Origin of the sequence: Streptomyces sp. NPDC086519 (genome assembly GCF_040686075.1) — a bacterium.
Taxonomy (GTDB): domain Bacteria; phylum Actinomycetota; class Actinomycetes; order Streptomycetales; family Streptomycetaceae; genus Streptomyces; species Streptomyces shenzhenensis.
Genome location: NZ_JBFBJL010000028.1, coordinates 31,806 through 44,824 on the forward strand (window position 1 = coordinate 31,806; position 13,019 = coordinate 44,824).

The following is a 13,019-nucleotide window of genomic DNA, read 5'->3' on the forward strand; positions in this document are numbered from 1 at the left end:
CGGGGCGTGCTGGGGCGTGCTGGAGCCGCCGCACCTGACCCTCGTGCCGACTGCCCGATCCCACTGATCGTCACTGATCACACGCGCGGAAAGCCGCCGACGGCGGGCACCCCCACAGGTCGTCCGGCCTCTCTGCCGACTGGAGACAGGCGGTGCGCGGGTGGGCGAAAGAGTCACGCGGGCACGTGCACCGTCTCCACCCGGCTCGCCACCAGCCGTTCCCGCTCCCGCCGAACCGCCCGCCCGCGCAACCGCAGAATCTGGCTCACCCCGAGCGCCTGCAACACGAACACGCACGAGAAGGCCACCGTGTAGTTGTCGCCGGTGGCATCCAGCAACACACCCACCAGGAACAACGTCGTCATCGAGGCCACGAACCCACCCATGTTGGTGATCCCGGACGCGGTCCCCTGCCGCTCGGGCGGGTTGGCGGGACGCGCGAAGTCGAAGCCGATCATCGACGCGGGTCCGCACGCCCCCAGCACCGCGCACAACACCACCAGCAGCCACATCGGCGCGTGGTCGGCCGGGTACACCAGCGTCGCCGCCCACACCACGGTCGTCACCGCGACCGTGCCCAGCGCCAGCGGCAGCCGCGCCGCGTGGTGCCGGGCGACGATCTGGCCGTAGACGAGGCCGATCACCATGTTGGAGACGACGACCAGGGTGAGCAGCTCACCGGCCGTGGCACGGGACAGCCCCTGCGCCTGGACCAGGAACGGCAGCCCCCACAGCAGCAGGAACACCATCGCCGGGAACTGGGTGGTGAAGTGCACCCACAGACCGAGCCGGGTCCCCGGCTCCCGCCAGGACGCGGCGATCTGCTTGCGCACGTACGCGGCCCCGTGGTGCGGGAAGGGCTCCGGCTCGTGTCCCTCGGGGTGGTCCTTCAGGAACAGGAACACCAGGACCAGGACGACCGCACCGGCCAGGGCGCTGCCCGCGAACGCCGGCGTCCAGCCGACGCCGTGCAGCAGCCGGGCCAGGACCAGCGTGGAGACGAGGTTGCCCGCCATGCCGGCCAGACCGGCGAGCTGGGCGACGAGCGGGCCGCGCCGGGCCGGGAACCAGCGGGTGCCGAGCCGCAGCACGCTGATGAACGTCATCGCGTCACCACAGCCCAGCAGCGCGCGCGAGGCGAGCGCGGTGCCGTACGACGGGGAGAAGGCGAAGCCCAGCTGGCCCGCGGTGAACAGCACCGCGCCGATGGTCAGCATCCTCTTCGTGCCGAGGCGGTCGACGAGCAGGCCGACGGGTATCTGCATGCCGGCGTAGACCAGCAACTGGAGGATCGAGAACGTGGACAGGGCCGAGGCGCCCACGTGGAAGCGGGCGGCGGCGTCGAGGCCGGCGACCCCGAGGGAGGTACGGAAGATGACGGCGACGAAGTAGACCGAGACGCCTGTGCCCCAGACCACGACGGCCCGGCGGCCCCCCGGAGGATCCCCGGGCAACGACGGGCCGGCGTGGCTCATCGGACCTCACCCCGCGCCAGGTGCGAGAACCAGTCGACGTGCCGGTGCACCAGCGCGACCGCGCGCTCGGCATCCCCGGCACGCAGCGCGTCCAGGATCTCCTCGTGCTCGGTCAGCGACTTGGCGATGCGGTCGGGGTGCGCGTGCATGATCGCGACGCCCATCCGCAACTGGCGGTCGCGGAGCTGGTCGTAGAGGCGGGAGAGGATCTCGTTGCCGCCGTCGCGGACGATCGAGGCGTGGAAGCAGCGGTCCGTGACGGCCGCCGCGGCCAGGTCGCCGGCGGCGGCCTCGGCCTTCTGCCGGTCGAGCAGTTCCTCAAGCCGGGCCACCAGCCGCGCGGACGCCGGCACGGCCTTGCGCATCGCGTGTTCCTCGACCAGCATCCGGGTCTCCACCACGTCCGCGATCTCCTGCGCGGAGACGGGCAGCACCATGGCGCCCTTCTTCGGGTAGAGCTTGATCAGGCCCTCGGCCTCGAGACGAAGCAGCGCTTCCCGTACCGGGGTGCGGGAGACTCCCACGGCCTCGGCCAGCTCGCCCTCGGTGAGGAGCGTGCCGCCTTCGTAACGGCGGTCCAGGACGCCTTGCTTGACATGGGAGTAGACACGGTCGGCGGCGGGGGGCTGCTTGACGGCCAGGCTCATGCCCACAGCTTAGATACAACACGTACGCAAGGTGCACCGGGTCCACGATTCGGACGCGAGGTAAATCACCCTCAGCGGCCGCACAACCATCTGTGCTACTTACGTGTCACACACGTGCGGCCCCACTCGCTTTGGCACCCCCAACTCGGCCGCACGCCAGGGGCATTACGACTCGACTCGACTCGGGGTATTTCAGTTGATTACCGGCATTAAGGGCACCACTCTCCGCAAGGCCGTCGCCGTCGCCGTCACGTCCGGCGCGATGCTCGCCACCGGCGCCCTCACCGCGGCTCCCGCGCAGGCCGTCACCGCGCCCTCGATCGTGGCCAAGGGCGGCTACGTCATGAACAACGCGAACGCGAAGACGCTGTACACGAAGGCAGCCGACACCAAGCGTTCGACAGGCTCCACGACGAAGATCATGACCGCCAAGGTCGTGCTCGCACAGTCGAACCTGAACCTCGACAAGAAGGTCACGATCCAGAAGGCGTACAGCGACTACGTCGTCGCCAACAACGCCTCCCAGGCGCACCTGATCGTCGGCGACAAGGTCACCGTCCGTCAGCTGCTCTACGGGCTGATGCTGCCCTCCGGCTGCGACGCCGCCTACGCGCTCGCGGACACGTACGGCTCGGGCACCACCCGCGCCAAGCGCGTCGCCAACTTCATCTCCAAGATGAACACCGCCGCGAAGAACCTGGGCCTGACCAACACCCACTTCGACTCCTTCGACGGCATCGGCAACGGCAACAACTACTCGACGCCGCGCGACCTGACGAAAATCGCCAGCAGCGCGATGAAGAACTCGACGTTCCGCACGGTCGTCAAGACCAAGGCGTACACGGCGAAGACGATCACCAAGACCGGCTCCACCCGCACCATGGGTACCTGGACCAACACCAACACGCTGCTCAGCAGCTACAGCGGCGCCATCGGCGTGAAGACCGGCTCCGGCCCCGAGGCGGGCGCCTGCCTCGTCTTCGCCGCGACCCGCAACGGCAAGACGGTCATCGGCACCGTCCTCGCCTCCACCACGTACGCACAGCGCGCGACGGACGCCACGAAGCTCCTCAACTACGGCTTCTCGACGATCTGACCCACCGCGCACCGACCCGACGAAGGCCCGCCGCAGCGATCGTCCTCGCGCGGCGGGCCTTCGCCGTTCAGCCGCGCCCGGCCTGAAGGTGGCGGCACACGAAGTCACGCCACAGGTCGACGGCGTCGTCCTGGGTCTCGCCATGGCGGCCGGTAAACCCGACCAGCACCTTCTCCTGCGCCCCGAACGCGTCGAAGAGGGCCAGTTGCCCGTCCCGGGGAAAGATCTCGTCATCCCATTGAACGTGGAACAGGACGGGGGCGGTTGTCCGTCCGGCGTCCGTCGCGACGCGTTCCGGGGCAGCCAGGCCGCTGTGCAGGGCCGGGGTCTGACTGAGGCCGAACATGCCCAGGACCGCGCAGCGGAGCCGGTCCCCCAGGGCAGCCGCGAGGGGGAGGCCGAACCGGGTTCCCATGGACATCCCGAGGTAGGCGAGGTTGTCCCCGTCGGTGACACCCATGCCGGCGAGAGCGTCCACACACGCCTGCCAGTCCTCGGCCATCCGGTCGAGAACGACGTCGATCCCTTCTTCGACCACGCGGGACTGATACTCCGCGACGCTCAACAGAGCGGGAACCCGGTCACCGTGGTACGGCCCGTCGATCGCCAGAGCGGCAATGCCCCGTGCGGCGAACCAACGGGCCAGGCTGACGATGCGCTCACTTCGCTTGTGCCCGCTGCCACCGTGCCCCAGCAGGACCAGGGGAGGGAGCGACGAAACGGGCGCGGACGGCAACCAGAGCACGCCAGGAACGGCGCCGGTCCGTCTGTCCAGAAGAAACGTCCGCTCTACGGCGCCGCCATCAACGGCGCGACGGTCGCCCCACTCGATTGCCGATCCCGGGTCCACGGCCGGTGTGCGGCGAGCGCTCATACCCGGGAGCGTCCTGCGGATATCGCGAACGATGTCCAGGCCGACGGAGAGACCCGGATCATTGGCCCGTCCGCGTCCTTGGAGTCCCGGACAGCCACGACACGGGGGACGTTGCGGGCGACTTCGACGCACTCACCGTTGCCGCTGCTGTAGCTGGACTTGACGAACTGAAAGAACGGCACCGCTCACAACTCCTTACGAATGCGTTCGATAAGCGCGACGGAATCATGAAGAGCGAGCCCATTCCTGGCGATCCGCTCGAACGTGACGTTGTGACGCACGGCGTCCCTCTCGCTCTCCAGCCACAGCGTAGACGAGGTCGTGTCCATGTAAACCACGTCCATCGCGCCGGGTTCAGCGAACGAAACGACGTTGAAAGAGCTGGTCATGCCAGGGTGGGAACCGGCGACGAAGGGGACCACCTGGAGCCTGACGTTGGAGAGACGTGACGACTCCACCAGGTGCGCCAACTGTTCTCTCATGACCTCGCGGCCTCCCACCAGTTGCCGTAGCGCACCTTCTCCGACGAGCGCCCAGAGATTGAGTGGGTTGCCGTCCATCAGCCGTGCCTGACGAGCGATCTTGGCCTCGACGAAGCGCTCGATGTCGTCAGGGTCCTCCCAGTCCGCGTTGCCGACCGCCAGAGCTCTGGCGTAGTCCGGTGTCTGCAACAGCCCCGGAACAAAGGCCCCCTGCCAGGTGCGGACGCCAGTCGCAATGTCTTCCAGGGCAACGTATTCCACGAGGGAACGCAGAACCGGGTACTGGTGCCACCACCCCTTGGCCTTGCGGCGCTCACGGTCGGTCTTGGCGAGGCTCAGCAGGCGCTCCACGGTCTTCTCATCGCTGACGCCGTACAGATCGCACAGGATCCGAACATCCGGATCACGCACGGGAACCCATCCACGCTCCATCTTGGCGACCTTGGCAGCGGTGGCGGAGAGCGCGGCCGCAGCCTGCGGTTGCGTGAGACCGGCGTCGTCGCGCAACCGCAGAAGCTCACCGCCCAGCTTCCGGGCGAGGACGGTGGATACGCGATTGCCGCGCGTGAACTGGTCTGCGGTCACGTCCAGTGCCTCCTGAGTCGCGCTCAGTTTGCAGTTGCCGCAACACCGCACGGCGAAGCCACCCCAACCCCCAGCTCCCGGAGGATCCCGTGACCGACTCCTGCCCTCCCGGTCCCTCGAAGCCGTACGACCGCTACGACAGCGTCAGTTACACCCCGTTTCCCCAGAACATCCCCCGCGCCCGCAGACACGTCGCTCAACTCGCCGTCGCCTGGGGACACCCCGGCGTCGCCGATGACGCGGCGCTGCTGGCGAGCGAGTTGTGTACGAACGCCTTATTGCACGGGTGCCTGCGGGACCGCCTGTTCCGCGTCGAGACGTCACTCACCGGCACCGCGCTCCGCGTCTCCGTCACCGACCCGAGAGGCGAACGGCTCCCGGACGCCGGCATCTCCGCCGCCCCGGGTGACCAGTTCGGCCGCGGCCTGCTCATCGTCCGGATGGTCGCGTCCCGATGGTCCGTGGAGAAACTCGCTGTCGGGAAGAGCGTCTGGGCGGAACTCGACATCGTGAGGATCCCCGATGCCTAACCTGCTCAGCCGTCTCCGAAGGTGTCCTGCCGGTACCGTGGCCCCGCGGCGAAAGGAGACACAGATGGCAGCCGAATGGCACAACGCGGTGACGGAGGCCAGGCAAGCCACCGGGTTCACGGGGGACGTCGTCCAGCGCACGGTCAACGGCATCGGGACGGCGCTGCGCCTCGACCATCGAGCCGACTTCTACACGGAACTCGGCACTCTGTCCGACTCCGGCCGTTTCGAGGCCTTCCTCAACCACTGGTGGACCCAGGCCCTCGCCGACTCGGCGCCGGACGAGGACACACGCGAGCAGGCGATCGACTTCGCCGACGTGGCCGTATCGCTGTACGCCCGATGTGCGGACGGCTCTGCCGCCACCCAGGCCGAGATCGAAGCCCTTGTCACCGGAGCGGAAGCCTCTTGAACTACACCATCATCTGGGAACGGATGGCTTCCGAAGGCCTCAAGCGGCTCCGAGCACGAGACGGCGACGCCGTGAAGCCGCTCGTGAAGGCGATCAATTCTCTTGCCACCGACCCTGAGCCCTCCGCCAGCAGCAAGCTGGGCGGGACCGACCTCCGGCGGCTACGCGTGGGCATCTACCGAGCCACCTACGAGATCGACGGAACCACTGTCGCGGTCAAGGTCCTCATGGTCGGCAGCACCGCCGCCTGATCACAGCTCCGAAATTCCGCGAGACCGTGACCAGAAGTCACGGTCTCCGCGTCCCCGCAGGTCAACGAGGGGGCGAGAGAGTGCCCGGAAGTCGCTCTCTCGCCCCCTCGCCCAGTTCTCGACGGGGGTCACGCCCCGGTGATCGACCGCTTCGAACGCTACGGCGGCCTTGCCATACCCGACCGGCTCACCGCAGCAGAACGCGAGTTCTTCCCTCGCATTCATGAACATCGGGGTATTTGACTGGCATATTCGATTTTTTTCGCCCTAGATTCCGCGGCGGAGGTGGTTCACATGAACGAACCCGACAAGAAGGCGAAACCCGCCGGCCGCCACGAGGCCATCGACATCAGCGACTTCGTGTACGCGGCGACCGGAGCGCGAGTACGACGGTTGACCATGCCGGACGGCGCTCATTGGTTCCCGGCGGTGGATGTCTGCAACAGGTTGGGACACACCAACCCGCAGAAGGCCCTCTCCGACCATGTCCCAGAGGACCATCGAGAGATTCTCGAGACCCTAACTGGAGGTTATGGTCTCAGCATTCCCGCAGGTAGAGAGTGGCGCCGAGACCTGAATGTCATCTCTCTCCGAGGTCTTATCCTTCTCGTCAACGCCTGCACGAAGCCCGCCTGCGCTCCCTTCAAGCAGTGGGTCGCGGAGGTCATCGAGACAGTGCAGCGAGAGGGCTCCTACACTCTCGAAGAGGCCGAGGTACAGTCGGCCGAACCAGGCGCGCCGATCGCGTACGCCATGCCCGAGCAAGTGGCCGAGGCCATCGTCCGTCTTGAGGCACACAACCTCCAGCTGGACGAGCAGTTGGCGAACGGCCATCGTGAATCAATCGAGTTGCAGCGAGAGATGCTGGCCACGCAGAAGGCCACGATCGCCGTGCAGCAAGCCATGGTCCTGGCCATGGAACGCATCGCGGACCGGCTCGACGCCCTCGTCCTCGAACGTCGTACGCCCCACGGCAAGCCCACGGCCCTCCCGACCACCGAGTCCGTACTCGCCGACTGGCGGCGGCGGTTGTCCGTGACCGAGGACGTATGGACGGTGGCCGTCGTGATCGCCCCTGTCCTCGTCGAGAAGGGTGAGCTGCGCGAGCCGCTCGAGTCGATCGCCGCGCGTACCGGCCTGACGGTGCACCGCGTCAACGAGTGCCTCCGTCTGCTGCGCAAGCACGCCTGCATTCACTCGCGGGGTGGGACGGAGGACGGGGCGCCGGTCTACGTGCTGAACCAGCCCTGAGAGTGGCGAAGGAAAGAACGGGAAGCGGGCGGTCGCAATCCGAAGTTGCGACCGCCCAGTCTCAGCCTATGCCCCTCAGGCCGAGAGTGTCCGCGAGACCGTAACGAGAAGTTACAGTCTCGGCGTTCAAGCAGGTCAAAGAAGGGCGAGAGCGTCACCGGAAGTCACGTTCTCGCCCTCTCTCGGCAGGCCTCACGCCCAGGTGATCAACCGCTTCGGCCGTTCCAGGACCGCCGCCACGTCGGCCAGGACCTTCGAGCCCAGCTCTCCGTCCACCAGCCGGTGGTCGAAGGACAGGGCCAGTGTCATGACCTGACGCGGCTTGACCTTGCCCTTGTGGACCCACGGCTGGAGTTTGATCGCGCCGACGGCCAGGATCGCCGCCTCCCCCTGGTTGAGGATCGGCGTGCCCGTGTCCACGCCGAAGACGCCGACGTTGGTGATGGTCACCGTGCCGCCCTGCATCGCGGCGGGTGATGTCTTGCCGTCCCTGGCCGTGCCGACCAGCTCGCCCAGCGCCTCCGCCAGTTGCGGGAGCGTCTTGGCGTGGGCGTCCTTGATGTTCGGCACGATCAGGCCGCGCGGGGTGGCCGCGGCGATGCCCAGGTTGACGTAGTGCTTGAGCACGATCTCCTGGTTCGCCTCGTCCCAGGACGCGTTGATGTCCGGGTTGCGCTTGATGGCGACCAGCAACGCCTTGGCGATGAGGAGGAGGGGGTTGACCCGGAGGCCCTGAAGGTCCTTGTCCTGCTTCAGCTCCTCCACCAGTTTCATCGTGCGCGTCACGTCCACCGTCACGAACTCGGTGACGTGGGGTGCGGTGAACGCGGAGCCGACCATGGCCGCCGCCATCGCCTTGCGGACACCCTTGATGGGGATGCGGGTCTCACGGGCGGTGTCGTACGACACGACGGCGGGGGCTGCCGTGGGGGCGGCGGGCGCCGGCGGTGCGGCCCCCGCCACCGGTTCCGGCACCGCCACCGCGGCGTGCACGTCCTCGCGGGTGATGACGCCGTCCGGGCCGGACGGGGTCACCGTGGCCAGGTCGACGCCCAGGTCCTTCGCCAGCTTGCGCACCGGCGGCTTCGCCAGCGGGCGGGGACGGTCCCCCGCGGCCGGGGCGGGGGCGGGAACAGGCGCGGGGGCGTGGCCGTTCAGCTCCTGCTGGACCGCCGCCTTGACCGCCGCCTCCGTGACCGTGACCTCCGGGCCCTTGCGCGGGCGGCGCTTGGTGGAGGAGGCCGCCACGCCGTAGCCGACGAGGACCGGCTGGCGGCCCTCCGGCTTCTTCTCCGGCTCTGGCGCCGCGGCCGGGGCCGCGGCGGGCTCGGCGGCCGGCGCCCCGCCCGTCACGTCCACCGCGATGATCGCCGTGCCCACGTCCACCGTGGTGCCCTCGGCGAAGCGCAGCTCGCGGACCACGCCGTCGTAGGGGATGGGGAGTTCGACGGCCGCCTTCGCCGTCTCGACCTCGCACACCACCTGGCCGTCGGTCACCGTGTCACCGGGCTGGACGTACCACTTGAGGATCTCGGCCTCGGTGAGCCCCTCGCCCACGTCCGGCATCCTGAACTCGCGTACGGACGCTTCCGTCATCGTCGTCACGACCCTCTCCTCAGTACGCCAGGGCACGGTCGACGGCGTCGAGCACCCGGTCAAGGCCCGGAAGGTACTCATCCTCCAGGCGGGCCGGCGGGTAGGGGGCGTGGTAGCCGCCGACCCTGAGCACCGGCGCCTCCAGGTGGTAGAAGCAGCGCTCGGTGATGCGGGCGGCGATCTCCGCGCCCGCGCCGAAGAAGACCGGTGCCTCGTGGACCACGACCAGGCGGCGGGTCTTCTCGACCGAGGCCTGGATCGAGTCGAAGTCCATCGGGGAGACGGACCGCAGGTCCAGGACCTCCAGCGACTTGCCCTCCTCGGCGGCCGCGTCGGCGGCCTCCTGGCAGAGCTTCACCATCGGGCCGTAGGCGACGAGGGTCAGGTCGGTGCCCTCGCGGACCACGCGGGCCTTGTGCAGCGGGCCGGGGATGGCCTCCGTGTTGACCTCGCCCTTGTCCCAGTAGCGGCGCTTGGGCTCGAAGTAGATCACCGGGTCGTCGCTCTGGATGGCCTGCTGCATCATCCAGTACGCGTCGGAGGAGTTGGAGGGCGAGACGACCTTCAGGCCGGCCACGTGCGCGAACAGCGACTCCGGGGACTCGGAGTGGTGCTCGACCGCGCCGATGCCGCCGCCGTAGGGGATGCGGACGACGACCGGCATCTTGACCTTGCCCAGCGAGCGGGCGTGCATCTTGGCGAGCTGGGTGACGATCTGGTCGTACGCCGGGAAGACGAAGCCGTCGAACTGGATCTCCACCACCGGGCGGTAGCCGCGCAGCGCGAGGCCGATCGCCGTGCCGACGATGCCGGACTCGGCGAGGGGGGTGTCGATGACGCGGCTGTCGCCGAAGTCCTTCTGCAGGCCGTCGGTGACGCGGAAGACGCCGCCGAGCTTGCCGACGTCCTCGCCCATGACGAGGACCTTGGGGTCCGCATCCAGCGCGCGGCGCAGCGACTCGTTGATCGCCTTGGCCAGAGCCATCTTTTCCGCTGCCATGGTCAGACCCCCTCTACGTCCGCGAACGACGCCTGGTAGGCGGCGAACTGGGCTCGCTCCTCGTCGACGAGCGCGTGCCCGTCGGCGTACACGTTCTCGAAGATGGCGAACTTGTCCGGGTCCGGCATGGCCCGCACTGCTTCGCGTACTCGCCTGCCCAACGCCTCGGACTCGGCTTCGAGTTCCGTGAAGAATCCGTCGTCCGCGTGGTTCGAGGCCTCCAGGTACCGGCGAAGGCGCAGGATCGGGTCCTTGGCCTCCCAGGCCAGCCGCTCCTCGTCGCCCCGGTAGCGGGTGGGGTCGTCGGAGGTGGTGTGGGCGCCCATCCGGTAGGTGTACGCCTCGACCAGCGTCGGGCCCTCGCCGCTGCGGGCGCGCTCCAGTGCCCACCTGGTGACCGCGAGGCAGGCCAGCACGTCGTTGCCGTCGACCCGGACGCCGGGGAAGCCGAAGCCCTGGGCGCGCTGGTAGAGCGGGACGCGGGTCTGCTTCTCGGTGGGCTCGGAGATCGCCCACTGGTTGTTCTGGCAGAAGAACACGACCGGGGCGTTGTAGACCGCGGAGAAGGTGAACGATTCGGCGACGTCGCCCTGGCTGGAGGCGCCGTCGCCGAAGTAGGCGATCACCGCGCTGTCCGCGCCGTCCTTGGCGATGCCCATCGCGTAGCCGGTGGCGTGCAGCGTCTGGGCGCCGATGACGATCGTGTAGAGGTGGAAGTTGTTGCTGTTGGGGTCCCAGCCGCCGTGGTTGACGCCGCGGAACATGCCCAGCAGGTTGGTCGGGTCGACCCCGCGGCACCAGGCGACGCCGTGCTCGCGGTAGGTGGGGAAGACGTAGTCGTCCTCGCGGGTGGCCCGGCCGGAGCCGATCTGGGCGGCCTCCTGGCCGAGCAGGGACGCCCACAGGCCCAGCTCGCCCTGGCGCTGGAGGGCGGTGGCCTCGGCGTCGAAGCGGCGGGTGAGCACCATGTCGCGGTACAGGCCGCGCAGTTCCTCGGGGGTGATCCCGGCGACGTACGCGTCGTACTCGGCGTTCTTGACCCGCTTGCCCTCGGGCGTCAGCAGCTGGACGAGCTCGGGCTCGGCGCTCGTGCGCGTGCTGCTGCGGGTGGTGGTACGCGTGGTGCTTCGACTGGTGGTGCGAGTGGTGCGCTTGGTGCCGGTCTTGCTGCCGGTGGTACCGGCCTTGCCTGCGGCGCTGCGTCGCGGTTCGCTCGCGGCACTGCTGTCCACGGTCACGTGTGCTCCTCCGTCGGTCCGGCCCCCGGGGTTGCCGGGTGAACCAGTGCGGCTCACCTGCTTCCGACACCCGTGGCACGGGGTGGGTGCCACTCGGCCGGGAACAGGCGTGACAGGTGCCCCGGCGAGCGCCCTGCAACAAGCACGTTACCCAGTGCCCCACATTTCTGTGAAACCCCTCCTGACCTGCGTTTTTGCTTGGAAATCCAAGTATTTTTTGCTTGGGTTTCCTAGTAAGTCGACGCGGGTCGGAAGGTCGCTGGTCAGAGCCTTGCAGGAGGCCGGAGCAACGGCACGTTATCCCGCCGCCCGGGGTCACGGGAAGACATCACGGGGTCCGGTCTGCTCGCCGGACACGACGCGCGGCGCCGCGACCCTATGCCGCGCACCCCGCCCCCGGAGCGCATCTTTCGCACTTGTATTCGCCATGACCCCTCGCGTGACCGAAGGCGACCGTCGGCGACTGACTGTGACAACGCCCAGCTCACAGGGGGTATACTTGCCCTACCATCTGGCGCGTGCCGCGCTTATGTGTACCACCCCTCGTATCCCACGCGCCCCCTCTGGGCGCCCTGCTCCGGCTGTACGCCGCCGGTTCCGCGCTCGCCTGCGAGCCGGTCGAGCAGGGCCTGCTCAACCGCGGCTACCGCCTCTGCACCACCCGCGGCCGGTACTTCCTCAAGCACCATTTCGACCCCGACACCGCCGACCCGGCCGCCATCGAGCGACGCCATCTGGCCACCCGGCGGCTGGCCGCCCTCGGTGTACCGGTCGCCCCGGCCCTCGCCGACCGCGACGGCCGTACGGTCGCCGTCGTCGGCGGCCACGCCTACGCGCTGCACCCCTGGATCGACGGCCGGCACCGGCACGGCGGACAGCTCACGCGCGGGGAGTGCGCGCGGCTCGGGGCGCTCCTCGGCGCCGTGCACGCCTGTCTGGAGCGCGTGATGCCGCCCAAGGGGCGCACCCGCCCGGCCACCAGTCCCCATCCCGTCGAGAGCGCCGACCCCGCCGACACCTTCGCGCTCATCGACGACCTGCTCGCCCACGTCGACCGGCACCGCCCCGCCGACGCCTTCGACGAACTCGCCCGCCACCGGCTGCTCGAACGCCGTGCGCTCCTGGAGCAGTACACCGCGAGGCGCCCCCCGCGCGGTGCCTCGGTGGGCTGGGTGCACGGCGACTTCCACCCGTTCAACCTGCTCTACAAGGACGACGACGCCCCGGCCGCGATCGTCGACTGGGACCGGCTCGGCGTGCAGCCCCGGGCGGAGGAGGCCGTACGCGCCGCCGTGATCTTCTTCGTGCGTCCGGCGGGGGCGCTCGACCTGCGGAAGGTGCGGGCGTACGCGTGCGCGTACCGGCGCGCCGCCGGGGCCACGCCCTCGGAGCTCGCGGCGGCCGTGCACCGCGTGTGGTGGGAGCGGCTCAACGACTTCTGGATGCTGCGCTGGCACTACGAGCGCGGCGACACCCGTGCGGACCCCCAGTTCCCGGCCGCCTCGGCACTCGCCGTGTGGTGGACCAGGGAGTACGACGCGGTGTGCGACGCCTTCGTCCAGTAACGGCCGGTGAGCGGCCG

The 13,019-nt window shown here is 69.0% G+C and carries 14 protein-coding genes; 6 read left to right on the forward strand and 8 right to left on the reverse strand.

Annotated features, from left to right (window positions below):
• Positions 1-173 precede the first annotated feature (173 nt).
• Positions 174-1,475: an MFS transporter gene (locus tag AB0P24_RS25710; RefSeq protein ID WP_365797803.1), complete on the reverse strand. Its 1,302-nt coding sequence runs from the start codon at positions 1,473-1,475 to the stop codon at positions 174-176.
• Positions 1,472-2,122 carry a GntR family transcriptional regulator gene (locus AB0P24_RS25715; protein ID WP_365797805.1) on the reverse strand — a complete coding sequence of 217 codons (651 nt, stop codon included), beginning with the start codon at positions 2,120-2,122 and terminating at the stop codon, positions 1,472-1,474. Before AB0P24_RS25715 ends, AB0P24_RS25710 begins: the two co-directional genes overlap by 4 nt.
• 196 nt (positions 2,123-2,318) lie before the next feature.
• Here AB0P24_RS25715 and AB0P24_RS25720 point away from each other — a divergent pair, with 196 nt between their 5' ends.
• The gene (locus AB0P24_RS25720; protein ID WP_365797807.1) at positions 2,319-3,218 is read left to right on the forward strand and encodes a D-alanyl-D-alanine carboxypeptidase; all 900 of its coding nucleotides are present in this window, start codon (positions 2,319-2,321) and stop codon (positions 3,216-3,218) included.
• Between the two features lie 67 nt (positions 3,219-3,285).
• On the opposite strand, the gene AB0P24_RS25725 is transcribed toward AB0P24_RS25720, so the two are convergent.
• From AB0P24_RS25725 to AB0P24_RS25735, 3 genes are read right to left on the reverse strand one after another with little or no spacing between them, the layout of a single operon-like run.
• Positions 3,286-4,092, reverse strand: coding sequence for a dienelactone hydrolase family protein (locus tag AB0P24_RS25725; RefSeq protein ID WP_365797808.1), 807 nt, complete (start codon positions 4,090-4,092; stop codon positions 3,286-3,288).
• On the reverse strand, positions 4,089-4,274 hold the full coding sequence (locus tag AB0P24_RS25730) for a DUF397 domain-containing protein (RefSeq protein WP_365797810.1): 186 nt from the start codon (positions 4,272-4,274) through the stop codon (positions 4,089-4,091). The genes AB0P24_RS25725 and AB0P24_RS25730 overlap by 4 nt, the downstream gene beginning before the upstream one ends.
• 3 nt (positions 4,275-4,277) lie before the next feature.
• On the reverse strand, positions 4,278-5,159 hold the full coding sequence (locus AB0P24_RS25735; RefSeq protein WP_365797812.1) for a helix-turn-helix transcriptional regulator: 882 nt from the start codon (positions 5,157-5,159) through the stop codon (positions 4,278-4,280).
• An 89-nt stretch (positions 5,160-5,248) separates the two neighbouring features.
• On the opposite strand from AB0P24_RS25735, the gene AB0P24_RS25740 reads away from it, so the two are divergent.
• From AB0P24_RS25740 to AB0P24_RS25755, 4 genes are all read left to right on the forward strand, one after another.
• On the forward strand, positions 5,249-5,689 hold the full coding sequence (locus tag AB0P24_RS25740) for an ATP-binding protein (protein WP_365797814.1): 441 nt from the start codon (positions 5,249-5,251) through the stop codon (positions 5,687-5,689).
• A 64-nt stretch (positions 5,690-5,753) separates the two neighbouring features.
• The gene (locus AB0P24_RS25745) at positions 5,754-6,101 is read left to right on the forward strand and encodes a hypothetical protein (protein WP_365797816.1); all 348 of its coding nucleotides are present in this window, start codon (positions 5,754-5,756) and stop codon (positions 6,099-6,101) included.
• A complete protein-coding gene (locus AB0P24_RS25750) occupies positions 6,098-6,352 on the forward strand; it encodes a type II toxin-antitoxin system RelE/ParE family toxin (protein WP_365797818.1) in 255 nt (84 codons plus the stop codon). The genes AB0P24_RS25745 and AB0P24_RS25750 overlap by 4 nt, the downstream gene beginning before the upstream one ends.
• 294 nt (positions 6,353-6,646) lie before the next feature.
• On the forward strand, positions 6,647-7,603 hold the full coding sequence (locus tag AB0P24_RS25755; RefSeq protein ID WP_365797820.1) for a Bro-N domain-containing protein: 957 nt from the start codon (positions 6,647-6,649) through the stop codon (positions 7,601-7,603).
• Positions 7,604-7,795: 192 nt separating this feature from the next.
• Here AB0P24_RS25755 and AB0P24_RS25760 read toward each other — a convergent pair whose 3' ends face one another.
• Genes AB0P24_RS25760 through pdhA form a run of 3 tightly spaced genes read right to left on the reverse strand, consistent with a single transcriptional unit; the run spans position 7,796 to position 11,437 of the window.
• On the reverse strand, positions 7,796-9,208 hold the full coding sequence (locus AB0P24_RS25760; protein ID WP_365797822.1) for a dihydrolipoamide acetyltransferase family protein: 1,413 nt from the start codon (positions 9,206-9,208) through the stop codon (positions 7,796-7,798).
• A 10-nt stretch (positions 9,209-9,218) separates the two neighbouring features.
• A complete protein-coding gene (locus tag AB0P24_RS25765; RefSeq protein WP_365797824.1) occupies positions 9,219-10,199 on the reverse strand; it encodes an alpha-ketoacid dehydrogenase subunit beta in 981 nt (326 codons plus the stop codon).
• Positions 10,200-10,201: 2 nt separating this feature from the next.
• Complete coding sequence (gene pdhA / locus AB0P24_RS25770; protein ID WP_365797826.1) at positions 10,202-11,437, reverse strand: pyruvate dehydrogenase (acetyl-transferring) E1 component subunit alpha; 1,236 nt, start codon at positions 11,435-11,437, stop codon at positions 10,202-10,204.
• 518 nt (positions 11,438-11,955) lie between these two features.
• Between pdhA and AB0P24_RS25775 the strand changes: the two genes are divergently transcribed.
• Positions 11,956-13,002 (forward strand): phosphotransferase, encoded by a 1,047-nt coding sequence (locus AB0P24_RS25775; protein WP_365797828.1) that lies wholly within the window; start codon positions 11,956-11,958, stop codon positions 13,000-13,002.
• Positions 13,003-13,019: the final 17 nt, after the last annotated feature.